The organism is Flavobacterium erciyesense, assembly GCF_018069925.1.
Lineage (GTDB): Bacteria > Bacteroidota > Bacteroidia > Flavobacteriales > Flavobacteriaceae > Flavobacterium > Flavobacterium erciyesense.
In genome coordinates this window covers 374,136-398,893 of record NZ_JAGPXB010000001.1, presented here as the reverse complement: position 1 = coordinate 398,893, position 24,758 = coordinate 374,136, and the positions used below count along the sequence as shown (strand labels likewise).

Annotated in this window: 17 protein-coding genes; 8 read left to right on the top strand and 9 right to left on the bottom strand. The window is 37.0% G+C overall.

What is annotated here, in order from left to right:
• Positions 1-1,098: a glycosyltransferase gene (locus KBJ98_RS01730; RefSeq protein ID WP_210787966.1), complete on the bottom strand. Its 1,098-nt coding sequence runs from the start codon at positions 1,096-1,098 to the stop codon at positions 1-3.
• A 439-nt stretch (positions 1,099-1,537) separates the two neighbouring features.
• On the opposite strand from KBJ98_RS01730, the gene KBJ98_RS01725 reads away from it, so the two are divergent.
• From KBJ98_RS01725 to KBJ98_RS01700, 6 genes are all read left to right on the top strand, one after another.
• Positions 1,538-2,383, top strand: coding sequence for an RteC domain-containing protein (locus KBJ98_RS01725; protein ID WP_191179279.1), 846 nt, complete (start codon positions 1,538-1,540; stop codon positions 2,381-2,383).
• A gap of 249 nt (positions 2,384-2,632) precedes the next feature.
• Entirely contained in the window at positions 2,633-2,986 is a 354-nt protein-coding gene (locus KBJ98_RS01720; protein WP_191179278.1) for a helix-turn-helix domain-containing protein, read from the top strand.
• Positions 2,987-2,997: 11 nt separating this feature from the next.
• The gene (locus tag KBJ98_RS01715; RefSeq protein ID WP_191179277.1) at positions 2,998-3,306 is read left to right on the top strand and encodes a helix-turn-helix domain-containing protein; all 309 of its coding nucleotides are present in this window, start codon (positions 2,998-3,000) and stop codon (positions 3,304-3,306) included.
• Between the two features lie 84 nt (positions 3,307-3,390).
• Positions 3,391-4,854, top strand: a complete 1,464-nt coding sequence (locus tag KBJ98_RS01710) for a DUF3945 domain-containing protein (protein WP_191179276.1) — start codon at positions 3,391-3,393, stop codon at positions 4,852-4,854.
• A 3-nt stretch (positions 4,855-4,857) separates the two neighbouring features.
• On the top strand, positions 4,858-6,945 hold the full coding sequence (locus KBJ98_RS01705) for a type IA DNA topoisomerase (RefSeq protein ID WP_191179275.1): 2,088 nt from the start codon (positions 4,858-4,860) through the stop codon (positions 6,943-6,945).
• The gene (locus KBJ98_RS01700; RefSeq protein ID WP_191179274.1) at positions 6,945-7,826 is read left to right on the top strand and encodes an ORF6N domain-containing protein; all 882 of its coding nucleotides are present in this window, start codon (positions 6,945-6,947) and stop codon (positions 7,824-7,826) included. The genes KBJ98_RS01705 and KBJ98_RS01700 overlap by 1 nt, the downstream gene beginning before the upstream one ends.
• Positions 7,827-7,854: 28 nt before the next feature.
• Here the strand turns inward: KBJ98_RS01700 and KBJ98_RS01695 are convergent, their stop codons facing one another.
• Positions 7,855-9,468 (bottom strand): hypothetical protein, encoded by a 1,614-nt coding sequence (locus KBJ98_RS01695; protein ID WP_191179273.1) that lies wholly within the window; start codon positions 9,466-9,468, stop codon positions 7,855-7,857.
• Between the two features lie 178 nt (positions 9,469-9,646).
• On the opposite strand from KBJ98_RS01695, the gene KBJ98_RS01690 reads away from it, so the two are divergent.
• Together KBJ98_RS01690 and KBJ98_RS01685 are read left to right on the top strand one after the other, a co-directional pair.
• Positions 9,647-10,084, top strand: coding sequence for a DUF1896 domain-containing protein (locus tag KBJ98_RS01690; protein WP_191179272.1), 438 nt, complete (start codon positions 9,647-9,649; stop codon positions 10,082-10,084).
• Positions 10,071-15,500, top strand: a complete 5,430-nt coding sequence (locus KBJ98_RS01685; RefSeq protein ID WP_191179271.1) for an N-6 DNA methylase — start codon at positions 10,071-10,073, stop codon at positions 15,498-15,500. The genes KBJ98_RS01690 and KBJ98_RS01685 overlap by 14 nt, the downstream gene beginning before the upstream one ends.
• Before the next feature lie 103 nt (positions 15,501-15,603).
• Here KBJ98_RS01685 and KBJ98_RS01680 read toward each other — a convergent pair whose 3' ends face one another.
• The 7 genes from KBJ98_RS01680 to KBJ98_RS01655 all read right to left on the bottom strand — a co-directional run bounded on the left by KBJ98_RS01680 (position 15,604) and on the right by KBJ98_RS01655 (position 24,701).
• A complete protein-coding gene (locus KBJ98_RS01680; protein ID WP_191179270.1) occupies positions 15,604-16,332 on the bottom strand; it encodes a nitroreductase family protein in 729 nt (242 codons plus the stop codon).
• 63 nt (positions 16,333-16,395) lie between these two features.
• On the bottom strand, positions 16,396-17,220 hold the full coding sequence (locus KBJ98_RS01675; RefSeq protein WP_191179269.1) for an RteC domain-containing protein: 825 nt from the start codon (positions 17,218-17,220) through the stop codon (positions 16,396-16,398).
• Positions 17,221-17,418: 198 nt separating this feature from the next.
• The gene (locus KBJ98_RS15320; RefSeq protein ID WP_313636064.1) at positions 17,419-18,159 is read right to left on the bottom strand and encodes a cation:proton antiporter domain-containing protein; all 741 of its coding nucleotides are present in this window, start codon (positions 18,157-18,159) and stop codon (positions 17,419-17,421) included.
• A 26-nt stretch (positions 18,160-18,185) separates the two neighbouring features.
• A complete protein-coding gene (locus KBJ98_RS15315) occupies positions 18,186-18,998 on the bottom strand; it encodes a cation:proton antiporter (protein WP_313636065.1) in 813 nt (270 codons plus the stop codon).
• A 110-nt stretch (positions 18,999-19,108) separates the two neighbouring features.
• Complete coding sequence (gene uvrB / locus KBJ98_RS01665) at positions 19,109-21,085, bottom strand: excinuclease ABC subunit UvrB (protein WP_191179268.1); 1,977 nt, start codon at positions 21,083-21,085, stop codon at positions 19,109-19,111.
• 161 nt (positions 21,086-21,246) lie between these two features.
• Positions 21,247-23,406, bottom strand: a complete 2,160-nt coding sequence (uvrA, locus tag KBJ98_RS01660) for an excinuclease ABC subunit UvrA (protein ID WP_225899041.1) — start codon at positions 23,404-23,406, stop codon at positions 21,247-21,249.
• A 395-nt stretch (positions 23,407-23,801) separates the two neighbouring features.
• Positions 23,802-24,701 carry a bestrophin family protein gene (locus tag KBJ98_RS01655; protein WP_210787965.1) on the bottom strand — a complete coding sequence of 300 codons (900 nt, stop codon included), beginning with the start codon at positions 24,699-24,701 and terminating at the stop codon, positions 23,802-23,804.
• Between the last annotated feature and the right edge of the window lie 57 nt (positions 24,702-24,758).

Here is a 24,758-nt window from a genome sequence, read left to right as displayed (position 1 = left end):
TTAGAGCTGTAAATCATTTTTTTCTTCAAATAATCCAAATAATCTCTCCCAAGCTACTTTTGAATCTGCCTTTGGCAAACCTTTATAATGGTCAACTTCTTGTAAATTGGCAATACAAAATTCATCTTGGGTAGAAAAGGGTACCAGACCTTCTTTTTCTAGTTTTTGGGCTAAATATTCTTGTTCAAATTGCCCAGGTGTAGGTATAAAAAACGCTTTTTTTCGTAAAACGGAAAGATCCATAATCGAGGTGTAACCAGAGCGACAAAGCACCATTTCGCTTTCGTTGATAGCTTGTTCCAATTGGCAAGTAGTCATGAAATTATGGTATTCTATTTTTCCTAGTTGGCTGAATTTTTGCTGTGTAGTTACTGTTCCTGCAACAAAAAGAACTGTTCCTTCAAATCCTTTCAACTCTTGTAATAAATGCGCTTCGAGCATACTTCGTTGTGGTTCTGGACCTGATAGTAAAACAAGTAGATCGTATTTTTTTGGGACTAATTTTTTATGCAAACGGCTAATTGGGCCAATGTATTTCAATTTATGTTCAAAATCATCTATATGACCTAATATTCCAGATAAGTTATTGGTGCTCGCATGATCAGGTATCCAACATTCGTTATGTTGAAAAGCAAAGTACTGATGAATTTTGCTACTGAGCCAAGTTGTTTGTCCGCTTAAAACCTGAATTTGATGGGTAAGGTAAGCGCTAGGAATGTTTTTATTGTATACACCCAAGCGGTTGTCAGATATAATGCCGTCGATTCCGTAAGTTGCAATCCATTTTTTGAGCAATGCTTTTTCTTTGCGAATAGCTTTTAAGGTTTTCCAACTGTTTTTTAACAAATGCCATTTGAAATTTTTGGCTTTTGCAGCATATTCTATTTCGTAGGACGGAAGTTCGAGCGTTTTTAGGTCTGGAAATTCACTTTGAAGCAGCAATAACGCGGCGCCATCAGAAGCAATAATGGGTTGGTAGTTGTGCTCTAAAAGTGCTCTAATAATCGGAATACAGCGGGTTGCGTGGCCTAAACCCCAGTTTAAAGGTGCAACTAAAATTGTTTTAGATCGAGTAGTCACAATTGTTTCTGTAAGCATAAACTTGGATTTAATACTAGCAAGATACACAAGTTAAATGCTTTTTTGTATTTACAAAAGTTTACCAAACCATTAATTTAATGAATTTGGGCTTTTTATAGATAAAAAAGATTAATTAAGCCCAACTCAGCTTATTAAGAGTAGTTTACGAGAGTGGAAAACTCTATCGGTAACGATTTAGTAATGGTGCTCATTGCGCTTACTTTCACTCGATTACCTTGTAAATCAATACAGCAAATTTAATAAATAAAGGGTAAAGTACACCAAGACTTTACCTTTTTTGTTTATCCAAAATACAGTTTCTTGAAAATAAATCTTTCCCAAGTTGGGTTCATCTGTGGAAATGGTCTGAAGAATATTCACAAAATTTGATTTTGGTATATCAACAATAGTTGCAACTCCGAAACAAATAGTAATAACCCTTAAAAAAGACTATGCTATGGAAATCGTGTTGAGTAAAATATTAGCGCAAATCAGGCATAAGGAAGATAAACTAACTTCTGAAGTATTGCCGACAGCAAATGAAACATATCAAATGACTTTGTTCCTAAAGGACATGTTGAGTTCTATAAAAGACCAAGTCCTCCAATTTGGATTTAAAAATGAGCAACAGGAAATTGATTTTTTCAAGAACATCAAACCGCAAGTTTTAGGCAAACTCATTTATTACAACAAGGTGTTTCGCATTGAAACCACCTGCCCTGTTAGCACCGGAAAAATACACCAATGTTTTTACGAAAATCAGCTCAAAAATCTCAAAGCAGAATATAAAGAAAGTATCTGTAATGAGGATTTTTACAGGTACTATCGTGCAGGCAGAACAGATCGTGATCATAGTTATTTTAGGCTTGGGCAAATTAATTATCACGATGGACTTAAAAGCGGTGTGTTTGAAATTGACCTTAGTTTCTCCACTTATTACGACAACAAGATTGCTTACATTATTGCCAACGAATTACTTTACACATATCTGCTCGCCAAAATCAATCCCGAAGAAAATTCCGATACCATCTTCCTGAATGGCGATACCAACAAGGATATTTCCTGGACAAATTCTCAAAATGCACTTATCGAATTAATTTACGCCCTTTATGCCTCAAACTCCATAGCATACGGAAAAATGGGCATCCGCAAATTAGCTTTGCTTTTCCAAGTATTATTCCGAACTCCCTTAAATGATGTGCACCACGCTTTCCACCGCATGAAAACCCGAAGCGGCACCCGAACTTCATTTTTAGATCAGCTTAAAACTTCATTAGAAGAATACATGGATAAAGACCTTTAACCTTATTCAAGTGAGAATTTACAGGCAGTACATTTTGTGTGCTGCTTTTTTTTTGCCCATATCTGCCAATTGGCAAACGCTGGCGAATTTCCATCTAAAAACATCTCCAATTCTTCAAAAACCTTATCTAGTAAGGGATTTTCTCTATTCTAAAAATTTTAAAAAAAGTGCCAAACCAATGGGTAAGCATTGGCGGACAAACTCTGCCACCCTTAGCAACTTTGCATAGTAAACTTTAAATGCTGTGTAATGAAAATAATCACTATTGAAGAAGAAGCTTGGCAACAACTTGACAATCGTATCAATGCCATTTTCGATTATCTGAAAAGACTAGAAGATACAAGTTATGATAATCTCTGGCTCAACAATCACGAGGTATGCCAATACCTGCATATCAGCGAAAAGACTTTGTGGCGAATGCGTACCAAAGGCGAAATAGCTTACTCAAAAATCTACGGACAATATTTCTATACCATCGGATCAATCAAGGATATGCTGAATGCAAATGCCATTCAAAGCAGTGATGAATTTGTAAAAGAACTTATGGCAAAAGGAAAAAGCTATGTCGAAAAAGGAAGAAAACTAAAATTGAGAAAACCGTAAAACGTAGGGCTATGAATATTGACAGAATGGAATTTTTGGCGTGGATGGAACGCATCATGGAGCGAATGGATATGCTGAGCGATAATATTGACAGTTTACAAAAGAAACGCAACAGCATTGACGGGGAAGAATTACTGGACAATCAGGATTTATTACAAATGCTGAAAATCAGCAACCGATCTTTACAGCGCTACCGCTCTATTGGCAAGCTGCCTTATTATACCATCAGTGGTAAACTGTACTACAAACTATCCGATGTGCATCAATTCATAAGAGAAAGTTTTAATCCTCCCTTACCTAAACTGAAAGCCAATGGGTGACAAACACTGCCTTTGACTGCCAAATCCTGCAATCAAGCAAAGGCTTCAACTACTTTCGGTATTTGAACTTTAAATATTCAGATTATGAGCGAAGAAACAGAAAACAAGCAACCTGCCCCAGAACAGCTATCGGATATATTATTGGTACTGGATAAGCAAAAGAATAAAATACAAGCAGTTACAGGTATTGACGAAAATGGCAAGTTGAAGACTACCGATCCTACAAAGGAAAATCAAAGCCAGTTTATGCACGTGGACAAACACGGAGATCTGTTCTCGAATTTCTTTTCCAACTTTCTGCGGCAGCTAAAAAATCCTACCCATTTTTCATTCTTCAAAGTCCCTGCCGATGAGGCTTTAGATAAAGCTAAGGAAATGCAAAAGCAGGTCGATCATCCCACGCCCGAAGGCGAGAAGGAAATGAAAAAGAACGAAGTAAAAATCGAACCCGAAAAAGAAAATCAACAAGAAAATCAAAATAATATGGAAACAACACAGACAACACCGGAAACCAGCGAATACCGCTTTAAACCAGAACAGATTGATTGGGAAACAATGAGCAATCTTGGATTAGGTAAAGAACGTCTTGAAAAAATGAACCTTTTAGATCCTTTGTTAAGAGGCTACAAAACCAATGACCTTGTACCTGTCAGCGTAAATCTTGGCGGTGCTATTGTTCGTACAGATGCTCGCTTGTCTTTACAGACCACACCAGACGGAATGGTTGTGGCAGCGATACACGGTATCAGAAAAGAACCTAACCTCAATTTTGAGTTCTTCGGACACAAGTTTACCGATGAGGACAAGAAAAACTTGTTGGAAACGGGTAACATGGGACGTGTGGTTAATTTGACCAATACTAAAACAAACGAACAGATGCCCTCTATTATCAGTGTGGACAGGCTAACAAACGAATTGATCGCCCTAAAAACGGAATACATCAAAATTCCCAATGAAATTAAAGGAGTAAAATTAAACGACGAACAAAAACAGACTTTAATGGAAGGTAAGCCTTTAAAATTAGACGGAATGATTTCTAAAAAAGGCGATGAATTTAGTGCAACGGTTCAGTTCAATGCCGATAAAAGATATGTTGAGTTTCTATTTGATCGAAGCAAAAGCAATCAGCAAACTCAAAATACTGGGCAGGCTAAGGAACAGAGCCAATCGCAAGAAGTTCCGAAAACATTTAGAGGAAAGGAACTCGATGATGAGCAGTACAACAAGTTCAAAGCAGGGCAAACGGTTTATTTAGATGGTTTGATAGATAAAAAAGGACAAAAATATCAGGGTTACATCACACTCAATAAAGAAACGGGCAAAACAGATTTCTCGTTTCAAAATCCCGATAAACTCAAAGCACAGGCAAAACCTACCGAAGCTCATAAAACGCAGACTGCCGTTAATTCGGAGGGCAAAACCAACGAAGCAACCAAGAATATCAAGGAACCTTTGAAAACGGGACAACAAACCCCAAAAAATAAGCAACAGCAGGATCAACAGGAAAAACCAAAAGCACCTGCAAAATCTAAAGGTAGAAAAGTGTAAAATATGAAGACAATTATTGCAGAAAAACCAAGCGTAGCAAGAGAAATAGCCGGAATTGTAGGAGCATCCGATAAAAAAGATGGCTATCTTACAGGTAACGGCTATTTTGTTACCTGGGCATTCGGACACCTGATAGGTTTGGGAATGCCCGAAGATTATGGGATTTCGGGATTTGACAAAACCGCCTTGCCAATCCTCCCAAATCCGTTTATGCTTACCGTTCGAAAAGTAAAAAAAGACAAAGGTTATACCGCAGATGCAGGTGCTTTAAAACAGTTGAAAGTCATTGAGAAACTGTTCAACCAAAGTGAAAGCCTTATTGTTGCTACCGATGCTGGTCGTGAGGGCGAACTTATTTTTCGCTACATCTATGAATATCTGAATTGTAGAAAACCCTTTGAGCGCCTTTGGATAAGCTCACTTACCGAAAAAGCCATCAAGCAAGGTTTTGACAACCTGAAAAGTGGAAAGGAATTTGACGGATTGTATCAGGCAGCCCAAGGTAGAAGCCGTGCCGATTGGCTCGTAGGCATCAATGCCACACAAGCGTTGAGTATCACCGCTAGCAACGGCATTTATTCTCTTGGACGTGTGCAAACGCCAACTCTTGCTTTAATCTGTAAACGTTATTTAGATAACAAAAATTTCTCCATACTGAAATACTGGCAGATTCAGTTATTGCATCATAAAGAGCAAATTGAATTTAAAAGTATTTCTACCACCAGATGGCAGGATAAACAGCAGGCAGATGATACCTTAAAATCTATCGAAAGAAACGGTAATGCAGTAAGCATTACTTCAGTAGAAAGTAAAACTGTTACCGAACAGCCTCCTTTATTATTTGACCTTACCGGTTTGCAAAAGGAAGCGAATAAAAAACTGAACCTTTCTGCCGAAAAAACGCTGAATATTGCCCAAAGCCTCTACGAAAAGAAATTCATTACCTATCCACGTACCGGTAGCAAGTATATTCCAGAAGATGTATGGGCTGAAATTGCGAACCTCGTAAGAGCCTTACAAAACAGAGAAGTTTGCAAAACAGCCTTATCAAAAATTAAATGGGGACGTTTCAATAAACGTATCGTAAACGATTTGCGAGTTACCGATCATCACGGATTATTGATTACGGACAAAATACCATCTGTTTTGAGTGCAGACGAAAATGCCGTTTACGATATGATTGCCTTTCGTTTACTCGAAGCTATTTCGGGAGCTTGTGTCAAAGAGATTACCGATGTTTCATTACAGACCGCTCATTATGATTTCACAGCAAAAGGTTGTAAAATTTTAGAAGCAGGTTGGCGTGCCATTAAGGGTAGCTTTACGGAAGACGATACCGAACCTATACAAGATTTGCCCGAATTGAAAAAGGGTGATGAACTGAAAATTAAAGAAGCGATCGTTTTGGAAAAGAAAACCAAACCGCCTGTACTTTATACCGAGGCAGGGCTTTTATCGGCAATGGAAACCGCGGGAAAGGAAATCGAAAACGAGGAAGAACGGAAAGCTTTGCAAAATATCGGTATCGGTACTCCGGCAACAAGAGCCACCATCATTGAAACGCTGTTTACCCGTAATTATATTCAGCGAGAAAAGAAATCTCTAATCCCTACGGAAAAAGGATTGCAAGTGTACGAGTTGGTAAAAGACCGAAAAATTGCTGATGTAGCCATGACTGCCGAATGGGAATTGGCGTTGCAGAAAATTGAAAACAACGAAGCTGATGCAGAAACATTTCACAAGGAAATGGAAGTTTATACAAAATCTATTACCAATGAATTGTTGCAAACCTCCATCGCTACAAACAATTTACCGAAATTGATTTGCCCAAAATGCAAAAGCCAACAATTGATTATCCGTGATAAAATTGTGAAATGTCCCGATGAGGTTTGTAATTGGATTCAGTTCCGGAATGTTTGTGAGCTGCAAATTAGTATAGCTGAGATTGAAAACCTTGTCAACAAAGGAAAAACCAATCTTATCAAAGGGATGAAAAGCAAAGCAGGGAAAAAGTTTGATGCTTTTATCGTATTGAATGCAGATTGCAGTACTTCATTTGAATTTGAAAAGAATAAACCCAAACAGAAATAATGGAAAATAATATCATTCCACAAAAAGAGATAGAAAACAGGATTTACAGCATCAGAGGAAAACAGGTGATGCTGGATACCGACCTTGCTAGTATTTATCAGGTTGAAACTAAGGTTTTCAACCAAGCTGTAAAGCGTAATGCAGAACGTTTCCCCGAAAATTTCTGTTTTCAGCTAACATCCGAGGAGTGGGAAGTTTTAAGGTCACAATTTGTGACCTTAAATACAGGTAGAGGTCAGCACCGAAAATACCTGCCCTTTGTATTTGCCGAACAAGGAATAGCAATGCTTTCCGGTGTACTAAAAAGCACTGTTGCTATAAGGGTAAGCATCGAGATAATGAATGCCTTTGTAGAAATGCGTAAAATCCTTATCAGCAATGCTTCACTGTTTCAGCGTTTGGAGAATATCGAATTAAAACAACTACAAACCGACCAAAAATTTGAAGAGATTTTTAAGGCTTTAGAAAGTGATAAGCTCCATAGCGAAAAAGGCATTTTCTACAACGGACAAATCTTTGATGCTTACACTTTTGTATCGGATATCATCCGAAGCGCTAACCATTCCATTATCCTGCTTGACAATTATGTGGACGACACGGTGCTGACTTTATTGGGAAAACGAACTACTGAAGTAACCGCTATCATCTATACCAAAAACATAAGTAATCAGCTACGGCTGGATTTACAACGGTACAACTGTCAATATCCTCCCATTGAAGTTAAAAATTTTACAGATGCCCACGACCGTTTTTTAATTATTGACGATACAGAACTCTATCATATCGGAGCTTCCCTCAAAGATCTGGGCAAAAAATGGTTTGCCTTTTCGAGAATGGATATTGAGGTAGGTAGGATGCTGCAAATACTGAATAGAGCTTAATTTAATCCTTGTTTTGACAGGGATTAAATTAAGCTCTCCTTGTCCAATTTGAATTTACAGATATTAATTCGATTATTAGAGTTTCCAATATTTCATTTACCCATTCTAATTCAAAAATCAGGTTGTTTTTAGCGAACCTAAAAGTTAAATCTTGTTTTTCTGCGTGAAATATCTTGTTTCGGAGGTAATAACAGTATTTTATGCAGATGAAGACAATAATTTCCAGTTCGGTATTTGTTACGGGTTTTTTAACTTTATCCTCCAAATAATCTTTAATCTTCTTAAAAATTATTTCGCTATCTGTTGAAGACTTATTGTTGTGATAAAGGTCTTTGATATAGTCGAACTTATTAAACTTGCTTTCAACTTTATCCAGATTGAAAATATCTTTTAAATCAGCTTCAAAATAACTGATATTATCAAATAGGTTTTTACAAACAACCTGATTTTGATACCTAAAGATAAATGCAATAAAAGAAACAATCTTTTCTTTTGTGTCGTAATCATTACTAAGTAGCTCATAGAAACGAACTTTTTCCCGAAGTTCTTTAGCCGTAATGGTTCTTGCCTTATGCAGTGATTTTGAGAATAATGTTGGATTGGTAAGTATAAAATCTCGCATTAAGCGGTGGCATTCATTTTCGTTTGCACCATTTCCAAAGTAATAATAAATAGAATTAAAAGACTTCCATAACTTTTCAAATCGCTCACTTTCTTCATTGGTAATTTTCGACTTCAAAAGATAGGTTAAAGCGTATTGTATTGCTTTAGATTTATCATTAACCTTAAATAGGTCGTTGATATTGGCAATTGGAATATCAACACCATGAAACTTATCGTTCAATATCTGCTCAATACCAATTTTTGTGGTTGGCAAAGAAAGAATTGTTTCTTCTCCTGTTTGCTTTATTCGGTTAATGGAGATATTCTGTATAGGAACGAAGCGGTTTACTCGAATGTAATAGTAAATCAGAGATTTTATAATCTGATTATGAATAGAACTGCTTTCTGAAAAAACAATATTTATGAGATTGATTTTTGCAGTTCTATTGCACTTTATAGTTACTGTGTCATTCTCAATCACTAATTCGTCATTTGTATCTGAACTTCCTCTATACTCCATTTCAAATACTTCCCGAGAAATTGAAATGTCAGGAGCATCAAAACTTATATTGATGGAATAATTGTGCTTTATTTTATTTTTTGCGAATGTCTTAATGGAGCTTGTTATAAAGCTGTCAAACTTTGATTTCTTTTCATAATTATAAATATCATAAACGTAGGGATATAAATCCTTAAACTTTATCTTGAAATCTGTTAATGTATAAGGGTCGCCATTAAACGAATTGTGCAAAATCAAAAGTTTATCATTTATAGTTTTAACTGGCTTTCCTTTCTTTTTTTTGGTCAATCTAACATCTTCGCCAAAATTTTGCAATGCTCTAAAGGCTTGTTCCTTAACTTCAAATATCCTATCCGTTTTCATCAAACGATACAATTCCCTTTTGCTTTCAAAGCATTTATACTTTGAAAGGAAGTCTATTGCGTTCAATCTGTTCTGATAGTCAGATATATCATTTGCAAGGCTTATATATTCTACTATGTTGTTTGGTTTTTTATTCTCAAAATCCTTTTTAGCCATATTCTGCACCATATTGTTTAATCGTCAAATTTAATCAAAACCAATCTGTATTCGGCTGCCTCGCCTATTATGTTTACGCCAAAACCTACCTCTCAAAGCCAAATACTACCACAATTATAAAGGCTGCTATCTATCGCTATAATTTTGAGTTCGAGTAAAATTCAAAACAAAATAGAGCATGGATACACAGCAAAAAGACCTATCGTATTTCAGATTACGATTACAAGAATTATTAAACACCAGCTTTCCTGAGAAAGCAAACGACGAGAAATTTATACAGCAACGTTCTTCGTGGGCTGCCAATGCTTATGACGGGGCTTTTCGCTCTGGAAACGCTATTGAGCAATGCGATGAAATAGCCAACTACATCTTGTTTGAAGGCTTGTACTTCTCCAAATTCGATACTGTTTTTCAGGTAGTCTGTAACGAGTTTGACACCGTAATGGCTGACGAGGAGCTAAGACCATTCGCTCTTAAAATGTTTCCAATCTGCGAGCCTGTTTTTAATAATTATGAGCTAACCGATGATTTCGCCTACGGTTATGATTTTGACCTGCTTTATACCGAAATAACCGGAACCATCGCTATTTGGATTGAGGAAAATGGGCTTCAGTAAACGTCAACATCTCCAACAGAACATTGATGCCCTACGAATTGCTTTTACACTGGAAAAGGAGAAACGACAAGCCACCGTAGGCGAAAGACTGCTCATGATGCAATACAGCGGATTTGGTGGTCTAAAATTCGTATTGAACCCCATTGAAAATGAAATTGACATCAATAATTGGAGAAAAACCGAACACGATTTATTTCCACTTACTCGGGAATTACACCAACTTCTCAAAGAAAATGCTACCGATGAAAAGCAGTATAAGCATTATGTGGACAGTATGCGAAGCTCGGTGCTTACAGCTTTTTATACACCACCACAGGTTATAGATGTCCTTTCAGAAAGTTTGCGTGAAAGCGGTTTGCACATTGATAAATTTCTTGAACCATCGGCAGGTATCGGCTCGTTTATACAATCCTTTTCGGAAAATCAAAACGCCAAAGTTACCGCCTATGAAAAGGATTTGCTGACAGGAAAGATATTAAAACAGCTTTATCCCGACAATACTATCCGTATCAGTGGCTTTGAGGAAATTTCCGAAAAAGAACAAGATACCTTCGATGTTATCGCCAGCAATATCCCGTTTGGCGATACGGCTATTTTCGATCTTTCGTATTCCAGAAGTAAAGACACCGCAAAAATACAGGCAGCCCGAAGTATTCACAATTATTTCTTTTTGAAAGGAAATGATATGCTTCGTGAGGGAGGTTTGCAGGTTTATATTACTTCACAAGGCATTTTAAACAGTCCGAAGAACGAGCCTATCCGCCGGGCTTTAATGGAAACCAATAATTTGGTTTCGGTTGTACGATTGCCCAATAATCTCTTTACAGAATATGCAGGAACAGAGGTTGGAAGTGATTTGATTATCCTGCAAAAGAATACTGCAAAACAAGGTTTGAGTGAAACCGAAGAGCTGTTTTGTCAAAGCAAGCAAACCAAATACAATACGCCAAGCAATGCTTTTTTTCAGAATGGTTCAAGGGTTATCCATACCGACCGTAAAATAGATACCGATCCCTACGGAAAGCCAGCCATTATTTACACGCATAAGGATGGTGTAGAGGGTATTGCCAAAGACTTAAAACAGATGCTTTCCGAAGATTTTGGTAAAAATCTGAATTTAGCTTTATACAAAGGGGAACGTAATGATGAACCTATTGTACAAATTCCTGTTACGCCAACTTTCACACCATCTATCGCTGAACAAATAATCATTGAACCTCCAAAACAACAATCTATACAGCAAACAATAAGAAAAGAAAATCCACAGGAATTAAAGCAGCTAAGCATTTTCGACTTGTTTGAAAATGCAGGAGAGTCAGTTATGGTTGCAACACCTAAATTGGCAACTCAGACAATAAAACGACCAAGCTCTCGCAAACCCAAACGAAATACAGCACGCCAAACCAATCTGTTCAGTAGTTCAATGCAACAGCCTTACACAGCACCAATTAGGCACCAAATCAACAATGAAAAATCTTCGCCAACCGAACAAAAACAGGGAATTATTGGCGATTTATTTTCGGATACCAGTGCAAAAGATCAAGTAGAAATACCGTCTATAATTACCACTATTCCTGAACGTGCTCCGTATAGTAACAAGTTACAATCGTTTTACCGAAACGATTGCCTTGTGGTGGATAAAGGCTTCGTAGGTCATTTGCAAGAAGTAGATTTACGTAATGATTTGGCTGATTTCCATCCGTTGCAATTACCGCCTTTGCAAAAAGCAAGAGCCGAAGCCTACATTGAAGTTCGTGATGTGTACCAACAGCTTTATACCAAAGAAGCCGAAAAACAAACCGAGCATAAAGAAGAACGAGAAGTGTTGAACCGTTTGTACGATGCTTTTGTCAAAAAGTACGGCAACCTCAACAGTGCCGATAACATCAAACTGATTAAAACCGACAGTACAGGTAAAGAAATTCCTTATCTGGAACGTGTTGTGGGCGGTGTGGTACACAAAGCGGATATATTCAGCCGTCCGGTAAGTTTTTCTACCCTAACCATAGCAACCGACAATCCTGATGAAGCGTTGGCTGCATCGCTGAATAAGTACGGAAGCGTGGATTTGGATTATATGTCCGAAATCAGCGGTATGACCGATGATGCTTTGAAAGAAGCTTTGCACGGTCGTATTTTCTACAATCCTTTAGAGCGTGAATACGAAATTGCCGAACGCTGGATTGCTGGTAATGTAGTGGAAAAAGCCCAAAATGTCCAAAATTACGTTGAACAAAATCCCAATAACACCGAAGCTAAAGCCAGTCTTACCGTATTGGAAGAAGCCCGACCAAGACGCATTGAGTTTGAAGAATTGGATTTCAACTTAGGCGAACGCTGGATACCTACCGGAATTTACGCCCGTTTTGCTTCGCATTTGTTTGATACCGATGTACTGGTTCATTATTCCGATAGTTCCGATGATTTTTCAGTAAAGTGTGACCGTAAGAATGTCCATATATGGGATAAATATGCCGTAAAAGCAGAAAGTAGAACCTTTGACGGTATTGCCTTGCTCAAACATGCCTTGGTAAATACCACTCCGGACATTACCAAAAAAATAATGGTGGGCGATCAGGAAGTAAAGGTGCGTGATATGGAAGCCATCCAAATGGCGAATACCAAGATTGACGAAATCCGAACTGCTTTTACTGATTGGCTCCATGCCCAAAGCGATGAGTTTAAAAACAGACTGACCGACCAATACAATGATACCTTTAATTGTTTTGTCCGACCGAATTATGACGGAACCCATCAGAACTTTCCGGGTTTAGACCGAAAAGCATTGAGCATCGAAGATTTGTACGATAGCCAAAAAGACACCGTTTGGATGATAAAACTGAACAACGGTGCTATCTGCGACCACGAAGTAGGTGCTGGGAAAACGTTGGTTATGTGTACGGCTGCACAGGAAATGAAGCGTTTGGGATTAGCCCATAAACCAATGATTATCGGATTAAAAAGTAATGTACACGAAATTGCCGAAGCCTACCGTACCGCTTATCCACACGCCAAAATTCTGTTTCCGGGCAAGGAAGATTTTACGCCTCAAAAACGCCTGCGCATTTTCGGCGATATTAAAAACAACGATTGGGATTGTGTGATTTTAACACACGATCAATTTGGCATGATACCACAATCACCCGAAATACAAAAGGAAATATTGCAAATTGAGCTGGATAGTGTAGAGCGTAACCTTGATGCACTACAAGCCCAAGGCAAAGAGGTAACCAGAGGAATGCTTGCTGGAGTAATCAAGCGGAAAGAAAATTTAGAAGTAAAGCTCAAAACCCTGCAACACGATATTGAGAACCGAAAAGACGATGTGGTGGACTTCAAAATGATGGGTATAGACCATTTGTTTGTGGACGAAAGTCACCAGTTCAAAAACCTAATGTTCAACACAAGACATACACGGGTTGCGGGATTGGGCAATGTGGACGGAAGTCAAAAAGCAATGAACCTGCTGTTTGCCATTCGCACCATTCAAGAGCGTACCAATGCGGATATGGGTGCGACCTTTCTTTCAGGAACTACCATCAGCAATTCCTTAACGGAACTGTACCTGTTATTCAAATACCTGCGACCTCGGGCAATGGAAAAACAAGGCATTCATTCGTTTGATGCGTGGGCGGCTATCTATGCACGAAAAACCACCGATTACGAATTTTCTGTGGCAAATAATATCGTGGCGAAAGAGCGTTTCCGTTACTTTATCAAAGTGCCGGAACTGGCACAATTCTATTCAGAAATTACAGATTACCGAACAGCAAAAGATATCGGCATTGACCGCCCGAATAAGAACGAAATTCTGTACAACATTCCTCCAACGCCCGATCAGGAAGCATTTATCCAAAGCTTGATGCAGTTTGCCAAATCGGGCGATGCGACCTTATTGGGAAGATTACCGTTATCGCCAACCGAAGAAAAAGCAAAGATGCTGATTGCTACCGATTATGCCAGAAAAATGTCTTTAGATATGCGGATGGTAAGCAGTGATTATGACGATCATCCCGACAGCAAGGCTTCGCATTGTGCAGCCAACATCGCCAAATATTATAATCAATACAACGCACAAAAAGGAACGCAGTTTGTCTTTTCGGATTTGGGGACTTACAAGCCGGGCGAATGGAACGTTTATTCTGAAATTAAACGCAAGTTGGTAGAAGATCACGGTTTACCAGCTCATGAGGTTCGCTTTATTCAAGAAGCAAAAAGCGACAAACAGCGTAAGGAATTGATTAAGGGAATGAACGAGGGTAAAATCCGAGTATTGTTTGGTTCTACCAGTATGTTGGGAACGGGCGTAAATGCACAGAAAAGAGCGGTTGCCATTCATCATTTGGATACACCTTGGCGACCGTCTGATCTTGCTCAACGGGATGGTCGGGCAATCCGAAAAGGAAATGAAATAGCCAAATTCTTTGCTGATAACAAAGTAGATGTTGTGATTTATGCCGTTGAAAAATCGTTGGATAGCTATAAGTTCAACCTGTTGTATAATAAACAACTTTTTATTGACCAATTAAAGAATAACAACTTGGGTAAACGAACAATTGATGAGGGCAGTATGGACGAAAAATCGGGAATGAACTTTTCAGAATATGTGGCAATTCTTTCAGGTAATACCGACTTATTGGACAAAGCCAAACTGGAAAAACAGATTGCTGGACTAGAGAGCGAAAAGCAGGCTTTTAACCGTTCTAAATACAGTGCAAAGTATAAATTGGAAGACTATACGGCAGAATTAGACAAAGCCCAATCTCGTTATGACCGCATGAGCTTAGACTGGAATAATCTGCAAGGACGTATTCAAAAACGTCCAGATGGTTTCATTATCAATCCAATTCAGTTAGAGGGTTTATCGCCTAATACAGATGTAAAACAAATCGGTGCCAAACTCAATCAATTGGCGGACAAAGCCCGTACAGGTGGCGATTATGAAGAAATCGGCAGCTTGTATGGTTTTCAGCTGTTGGTAAAAACCGAAGTTTCTCAAAAAGAAGGGATTGATATTCGGGTAAACCGCTTTTTTGTACAGGGCGAGGGAAACATTAAATACACGCACAACAACGGTGCAATGGCTAAAGACCCCGAAACTGCAGCACTCAATTTTTTAAGAGCTTTGGAAAAATTACCTTCTTATATCAAGAAAGAAAAGGAAAATATAGACGAGTTTCAAAAAGACCTGCCTGTTCTTCAGCAGGTGGTTAATGGTACATGGTCTAAGGAAATTAAATTGGGCGAACTTAAAACAGAATTGGCAGCCGTAGAAAGAAAAATACAATTGTCCATTGAGCCTGTTAATCAATTAGAAGAACCAGTAAAGCAAGCTAAAAAACAAAAAGAAGTACCTCAAATTTCTGAAAATATTGTCAGCACGAAAGGCATCCACTTATCTCTGGGAATATTGTAAGTGAAATTTCTGACTGATTTTGTACTTCTTTTTCTTTCAATTTTAAATTTACTTCTTATTTAATAATAAGATTCCATATCTCTATTGTTCAAAAAACAATAGGCTATCTTTTCACATATACTTCTTCAAATGGAACTCGGCAGCGTTCACCCCAAATGCCCTCATCGTCTTTTCTTATACCACAAGAAACAACCATAGTGATTTCGGCTCCACTAGGCAACTGTAATGCTTTCTTTAACCTTCTGCTATCAAACCCTTCTAACGGACAAGTATCATATCCTTCATTTGCCATTGCTATCATAAAAGTTTGTGCAGCCAAAGCACAGGATTTATGAACGACAACCCGCATATCGTTTTCAGATACTTGTCGAGTTATAGGACGAAACAGACCCGTAACTGTTGTAAGTGTTTTTCTGAACATTCCTAATAATCCGAAAAAACGGGCATAAAGTAATGGTATCAATTTTCCGTAATACAACTCTCTGTCTTTAATCCGCTTTGCTTGTCTTTCTTTTGGACTGTTTCGGGTGATATTGTCAATTTCAAAATCTAAAACAAATTTTGCACGTTTGCGATATAAATCCTGTCGGGTTACAAATACCACTATTTGGTTGGCTGTTGAAGTCGCTACTTGATCTAAACATGCTTTTGAAACCTTTGCCATAAGACTTGGGTCTGTAATATGATGAAATTCCCACACCTGCATATTGGAGCTGTTGGGTGCTAAAGTTGCTAACTCTAAAAATTGCTTTACTTTTTCCGTATCAATTGGTTTTTCTTTGTCATATACACGCACGGCACGACGAAAGTGTAATAATTCTATTAAATTCATTGTTGTTTTTCTAAAGGATTAATATCTATTATTCTATATCTAATCTTCTGATGATAAGATTGTTTACAACTCCTCATGTTCTTCCATTCTTTTAATCAATGAATCACGTAAGCTGTCTAAGAATTTTGCTCTGTTCATTTTTCGGTTTTTCAGTTCCAAATAGGTATGGTAGAAATCTCCTAAATTAACATCAAATGCTTGTTCAAAGGTTTTGGCGATATTTTTTATATCTGCATTTCCATTGTCAAATACACCTTGCGAATGTAGTGCATATATTAGTTCGGTCAATGCAGCTTTACTACCCGTCCAAATCAAATTAGAATTATCCGAAGTCTTTTTCTGATTTACATTATGAAGTTGATCTTCAAGGTAAACTTGTATTAAGTCATTAGCAATAATTTTTGCAGCTTTGTAATCGTGTGAAGTTGAAAAACTATGGTCAGCCTCAAAATAATAAGTGTCTATACTTAGCTTTACATCGTGCTTTCCACGCACAAATAGTTTATCATCAATAAAAGAATTATTAGTTCTATAATACTTGTAAAATTCGAGGTTGTTGTCAAAAAAGCGTTTTAGTTTTTTCAGTTCGTCATTGAGATACTTCTTTATTGGCTTTGCACCGTATGGTTTTTTCGTTTCTATTTTGTAAACAGCATTGTAATAAATAAGCTTTGAAACAATGGCAGGTTTTTGATGTTTAAAAAAGTAGATTTCCTCATCAATACTATTAAATCCATTTTGAACGACATATTTTTTTACTTCGCCTAAACATTTAAGAATAATATTTATAACTGTTTCGATCCTGTGTAAAGAGCAGTCAGTATCGACTTCTAATTCAATGATTGAAGTTTCCAACTTGTTTAATATTTCGTTATAGTATTTTTCCATGAGCTATGGTTGAAACCTAGATCCTATACAATTGCGGGAAAGGATGTCCAATCCGTGATGTTTGGACAGTAATATTTTTCCTCCTGCCATAATCCCTCGAATTAATTTGGGATTATGAACAAGAGTTTATTCAATTTCGCTTTACAAAGATTATTTCAATTACATTATCATTACTTTATTCTCTTTGATAATACAATTTTAGAAAGATGAATATTTAAGTCGTTCTTCTTCAAGATCTAAACGCATCAAATGCTTTTTAATCACATCTTCATCTAAATCCTTAAATTCCGAATTTTTCCGTAATAACCACTGTCTTTGAAATTCTAAAAGTTCTATGTATAAATTTTTAGAAGAATCATTTCTACACACATTTTCAACATCATCATACTTTTTCTCCCATTTGGAGACCATAGTCATTACATACGGATAGTCATTCATCTTATCACCGTGCTTATCTTTTAGATAATCTAGTGTTTCTGATGTCATTTCTCTGAATATAGATGAACTTACGTGTTCTTCAGATGTATCGTCATCATCGCTCGGTAGTTGCAGTTTTTTAATCAGATACGGCAAGGTTAAACCTTGAACAACAAGCGTCAATAAAATAACAATAAATGTAATAAACAGAATTAGACTTCTTTGTGGGAAAAGCTCTCCATTATCTAAATAAACAGGGATTGAAAGAGCTGCTGCTAATGAAATTACACCACGCATTCCAGACCATCCAAAGAAAATTGGGAATCCCCAACCGTGATTTTTAGACGCTGCAACTGTTACAAAATTCCTTGCAATGAAAGTCACAATCACGGCAGCGTAAGACGAAATAAATCTAACCAATATAACTACTCCTGTAATTAAAACACCATATCCAATTGCTTTAGAAATACTAATATCTCCAAGTTCTGCTATAATTTGAGGAAGGTCAAGACCAATCATCATAAACACCGCACCATTTAAAATAAAGCCTAAACAGTTCCAACGCTTATAGCGCGTAAACGTGAAGAGCTGCTCAAAAATTTATGTTGATTGTATGATAGAAAAAGTCCACCAGAAACTACCGATAATACACCCGAAGCATGTACTTCTTCTGCAAGAAGATACATAATATAAGGCGCTACCAATGTAAAAATAGTATCTATATTGGCATCGGTTTCTAGTTTCTTATGCACTTCCATAAATATTTTCCCTATCAGAAGACCAATACCTATACCTCCAATAACCATCCAAACAAAGCTTCCTAAAGCTTCATACCAAACAAATTTCCCTGTCATTACAGCTGCTACGGCAAAGAAAACAACAATTAAAGATGATGCATCATTTAATAGGCTTTCTCCCTCAAGAATTGATGATGAACTCTTTGGTATTTTTACATTTTTTAAAATAGCCCCAGCGCTAACCGCATCAGGAGGGGAAACAATTCCTCCTAACAAAAATCCTAAAGCTAATGTAAAACCTGGTATAAAGTACCAAGCTGTTATCCCAACAGCGAATGCAGTAAAGAAAACAACTAAAAAGGCAAAGCTGATTATGATTCTTCTCCATTTCCAAAGTTGTTTCCACGAAATATTCCATGCAGATTCGTAAAGTAATGGTGGTAAAAAAATAATAAAAATAAGCTTAGGATCAATCGTAATCATTGGAACATGTGGAATGAAACTAATCGCAAGCCCTGCTAAAACCAACAGAATGGGATATGCAACTTTGATCTTTTTTGCCATTATAATCAATAAAGTAATGACAACAATAAGGATTATATAAAAGATAACCTTTTCTTCCATATTATTAGTTTTTAATAAAATTAAATTGAGTGAAATAACAAACCCAAACCTGAGTTATCAACGCTTGTTTGAGCTTGATAATACTATAATTTATTCAGTTGAAGACTAAATCAAACATAAATAAACTGTCTATATAAAACATCCAATTGAAGTCGAACTTCTTTTATAGCTTTTTCGTCCTGTTCGTCAGATGCAGCAATAAGCTGATGTTCCAAGTTCGTGATACGATCACAAAGCTCTTCAAGATTCTCACAGAATTGTTCAGAATGTGTAACTGTTTTATTATCTTCAGCGGTATCAGAATTTAATCTTCTTATCGAAGAAACTGGAGAAACATGATGCTCTTCATTATAGGCAATTTGACGTTTTCTACGGCCTCTTGTCTCATCAATAGCAAGTTGCATTGCAGGTGTAATCTTATCTGCGTACATAATTGCCTTTCCATTAACATTTCGAGCTACTCGACCAATCATCTGTAAAAGGGCACTTGCTGAACGTAAGAATCCTGCACGATCAGCATCCATAATTGCAATTAATGAAGCCTCTGGGATATCTAAGCCTTCACGCAATAAGCTAATGCCTATCAAAATGTCAAAATCACCAACTCTCAGACTGTCCAAAATCTCCGTTCTTTCTGTTGTTTTGAAGTCTGAATGCAAATATCTTGTACGAAAACCTTTGCTTCCGATGTATTCGTTTAGGTTTTCAGCTGATGCTTTTGTTAAAGTTGTAATTAAAACACGATTGCCAGCATCTACACAAGTTTTAATTTCGCCCAATAAATCATCAATAGCATCAGTTAATGGACGTACTTCTACAATTGGGTCAAGAAGTCCAGTTGGTCTTACAACTTGCTCAACAACCCGCTCTTTAGAAATATTCAATTCATAATTTCCCGGAGTAGCCGAAACAAAAACTGCTTGTGGTTTAATTTTTTCAAATTCTTCAAAACTCAAAGGATGGTTGTATTTTGAAGAAGGAAGCCTGAAACCATAATCAATTAATGTATCTTTACGAGCCTGATCACCCTTGAACATTGCTGAGATTTGCGGAATCATAACGTGGGATTCATCAATGAACAAAAGTCCATCTTTTGGCAAATAATCAAGCAGAGTTGTTGGTGGTAATTTTGGATCTCTACCACTAAAATAGCTTGCATAATTTTCCATACCTGAACAATATCCAGCAGTTCTCAACATTTCTACATCATTGGTAATTCTTTCATAAAGGCGGTCTGCTTCTTCTAATCTATTTTCATTATTTAATTGTTCTACACGTTCTTCCAACTCAATTAAGATTTGTTCTGCTGCTGCCTTTGCTTGTCCTTTTGATGGTGCAAAAAGCGTTTTTGGAGATACTGCGTATTGTGCTAAATCTTCAATAAAATTTCCTGTTGCAGCGTCTATTAATCGCAATGTAGCAATTACACCATTGCTTAGTATTAATTGCACGGCGTTGGATTCTGAATCAGCAGGAAAAATATCAATAGTATCTTCATCAATTCTATAAGTACCGCGCTTCAATTTTCGTTCGGTACGATCGTATTGTAAATGAGCCAAGCTTTGTTCCAATTTATCCAATTGAATAGCTCGTCCTAATGAAAGATGAATTTGTAATTCTTTATAATCTTTCGGATCGCCAAGTCCATAAATAGAAGACACAGAAGCTACCACAATGGTATCTCTACGTTCGATAAGTGATTTTGTGGTTGAAAGACGTAATCTTTCTAAATGTTCATTTATTGAAGAATCTTTCTCTACAAAACGGTCACTTCCGGGAAGATACATTTCGGGTTGAAAATAATCGTAATAAGAAACAAAGAACTCAACTGCGTTTTCGGGAAAGAACCGCTTCATTTCATCATAAAGTTGTGCAGTAAGTGTTTTGTTTGGGGCAAGAATCATCGTAGGTCTATTCAGTTGATGAATAATGTTAGCCATCGTAAAAGTCTTCCCAGACCCTGTAATACCTTTCAATGTTTGATGAGTTGCACCAGATTCAATACCTGAAACAATTCGTGCAATGGCATCAGGCTGATCTCCTGACGGTATATATTTTGAATGTAATATAAAAGTATCTTTTGACATAATTTTAGTTTTTTGATGTTTTAATGTAGCTGTATACAAAAATAATTAAAAAGCTACTTCTCATTTTTATTTTATACCTTATAATTTGTATTATTTCCCTCAAACCAAATGTTTAAATCTTAACACTTAACAACAACAATCATGTCAGGGTATTTTATCATTTAAACATACTCCGCCAAATATTTAGCTGTTTTACTTTTTGTGTTTTTCGCAACTTCTACCGGAGTACCTTCTGCTACAATTTGTCCGCCATCTTTCCCTGCACCGGGGCCAATATCGATTACCCAGTCACTTGAAGCCACCACGTGCATATCATGTTCGATTGTGATAACTGTATTTCCTGCATCAACCAGAAAATTAAGCTGACCAATCAGTTTTTCAACATCAGATGGATGTAAACCTGTTGTTGGTTCATCCAAAATATATAATGTTTTACCACGCTGCGTACGCTGTAATTCTGAAGCTAATTTAATACGTTGTGCCTCACCACCTGATAACTCGGTTGCTGGTTGTCCTAAACGAATATACCCTAAGCCAACTTGCTTTAATACATCTAAACTTTGGCGTAATGATTTATCATGCTGAAAGAAATTCCAAGCTTCATCTACGGTCAGATCCAACACTTTAGCAATATTTTTGTTGTTATACGTTACCTCTAGCGTTTTTTCATTGTATCGTGTTCCTTTGCAAGTTGGACATGGTGTATAAACACTTGGAAGAAATAATAATTCTACCATAACAAATCCTTCGCCTTTACAATGTGTACAACGACCTTTGGCTACATTAAATGAAAATCTACCTACATCATATTTGCGACTTTTAGCCATCGGGGTTTCCGCAAAAAGCTGTCGTATTCTGTCAAACAAACCTGTATAAGTTGCCAGATTTGATCTCGGCGTTCTACCAATTGGTTTTTGATCTACTCTTACCAATCGTTTTATATTTTGCATACCATCAGTTATTACACCTGAGGTGTGAATAATATTTTCTTGTAATAATTCTGACTGTTCTTCTTTAGCTTCTTCTATCTCTTGTCCTAAATAATCTGAAACTAAATCCACCAACGCCTGACTTACTAAGCTGCTTTTCCCAGAACCCGATGTTCCGGTAATACTGGTAAGAACTCCTAATGGAAAGGACACATCAAGATTCTGAATATTATTTCGGGTAACATTATTTACTTGCAACCATTGCTCTGCTTTTCTAACCTTCTTTTTAGCTATAGGTTTTGGGGTGATATAATGACGGGTCAATGATCTTTCGACCGATTGTAAGCCCTCTAAAGTACCACTGTACAATATTTCTCCACCGTTGGTTCCTGCTTCTGGGCCAACATCAACAATCCAATCACAGTGCCTGATGATATCCACTTCGTGCTCAACAATAAACATGGAATTACCAACATCCTTTAGTTTTTGAAGTACCGTAAATAACGCTTCGGTATCAGCAGGATGTAGTCCAGCGGAGGGCTCGTCCAAAACATAAATTACTCCAAAAAGATTAGAGTGCACCTGTGTTGCCAATCGCAATCTTTGTAATTCTCCAGGAGATACACTTGGTGTACTACGTTCTAATGAAAGGTATCCAAGTCCTAGATCAATCATGATTTTTAATCTTGCGACAAGATCAATAGCGATATTTTGGGCTACTATAGCTTTTTCAGGAAATTTATCTTTTTCTTTATTTAAAAATTGTCCTTCGGCATAAGACGTAAAAATATCCATCAATTGTGAAAGGGATAGATTGGACAGATCAATAATATCATATCCATCAAATTTTACAGATAATGATTCTCTTTTAAGTCTTTTTCCATGACATACAGGACATTCTGTATTCAGCATATATTGTGAAACTCTTCGTTTCATCATTTGGCTGTTTGTATTAGCAAAAGTTTGAAGAACATATCGTTTTGCACCGGTGAATGTTCCCATATAACTTGCAGGCAGATTCAATTCCAAAGCTCTTTTTACCTCCGGAGCCGATAACCCTGAATAAACCGGAACAGTTGGCGTTTCATCCGTAAATAAAATCCAGTCACGATCTTTTTGTGGTAGATCTTTCCATGGTTTATCCACATCGAAACCCAAAGTCATTAATATTTCACGAAGATTCTGTCCTTGCCATGCTGATGGCCATGCCTCAACTGCTCTTTCTCGTATAGTCAATGAATCATTCGGCACCATAGATTTTTCCGTAACATCATAAATACGACCAATACCATGACATTTTGGACAAGCTCCTTCAGGTGTATTTGCAGAAAATCCTTCCGCATAAATAATAGACTGGTTGGCAGGATAATCTCCAGCTCTGGAATACAACATCCGTAGTAAATTAGAAATGGTGGTAACACTTCCTACGGTAGAACGTACAGTTGTTCCTCCACGGCTTTGTTGCAGAGCAACCGCTGGCGGAAGACCATGAATAGCTTCAACATCTGGAACAGACATCTGATTAAATAATCTTCTAGCATAAGGTGATACCGATTCCAGATATCTTCTTTGGGCTTCGGCATATATAGTACCAAAGGCCAATGAAGATTTCCCTGAACCTGATATTCCTGTAAACACAACAAGTTTATTTCTTGGAATATCTACATCTATATTTTTTAGGTTGTGTTCTTTTGCTCCTCGAATCTGAACAAAACCAGCTATATTCTCGTCATTAAATTCTTGAACCATGATAACTATACTTTAAGATTATACGTTATTTCCTAATATTACATAAGATAAAATCCTTGGGCTTCAATAGACTTAGGGATTTCGGTCTCATTTAATAATTGTCGAATATTAATTTCTATTGTACGTGACAGTGCTGATATTGGTGTATCAGTAGGGCTATTATTGAACGGATTTTGAAGTCTATGTGCCAACATTTCCAGAAAAAAGAACATCATTGAAATTGAAATAAGAATAAAAACTTGCAGTACAATATCAATATTCTGATGAAATGAAGAAGAAAGACTTAAAAGTACAACAAACAAGTAAATAGCAATATGCAATATTTGCCCAAAGGTTGGAGGGAAAATTGTATTTTTTATCCTTTCAGTTTTCCCCATAGATGCCAATAAATTATTAATTGTATTTTCTAACTGAAGACGTCCTAAATCATCAATTAAATTCTTCTCAAATAACGCTTTTACAGCTTTTAACTGCAAATGACTAATAGCAAGCGGAATATTGGAATGCCTCTTTATTTCAGCAATGTCATCGTCGTTCAACAATCCTTCAAAATTGGACCATGCATCCTGATTTCTCAACGATTTTTCCAACGCATAATTCCAAGCTATCTGATAATATGAAATTTTCTGCAAGTGCCCATTTTCATTACCCAAATAAAGTTGCAGTCGCAAAATTAATGTACGGCTATCATTAACAATCGATCCCCAAATTGTGCGAGCTTCCCACCAACGATTGTAGGATTGATTGATTTTATAAGATAAGAGAATGGAGATTGCAATACCCAAAGTTGAAGCAATCTGAATGGATACATCTGGCGTATATTCCGAATAATAACGGGGTAATAAACCAAAAGCCGTTCCCAATAAAGCAACAGCAAACAACGGTAATTTAATTTCATTCAACAGAAACTTAAATGGAATTTTTCGGTTGATAATCATAGCAATTGTTATTTTAAATTATAGTTTTAGGTTCAATGAAAGACGAAAATCATGCGA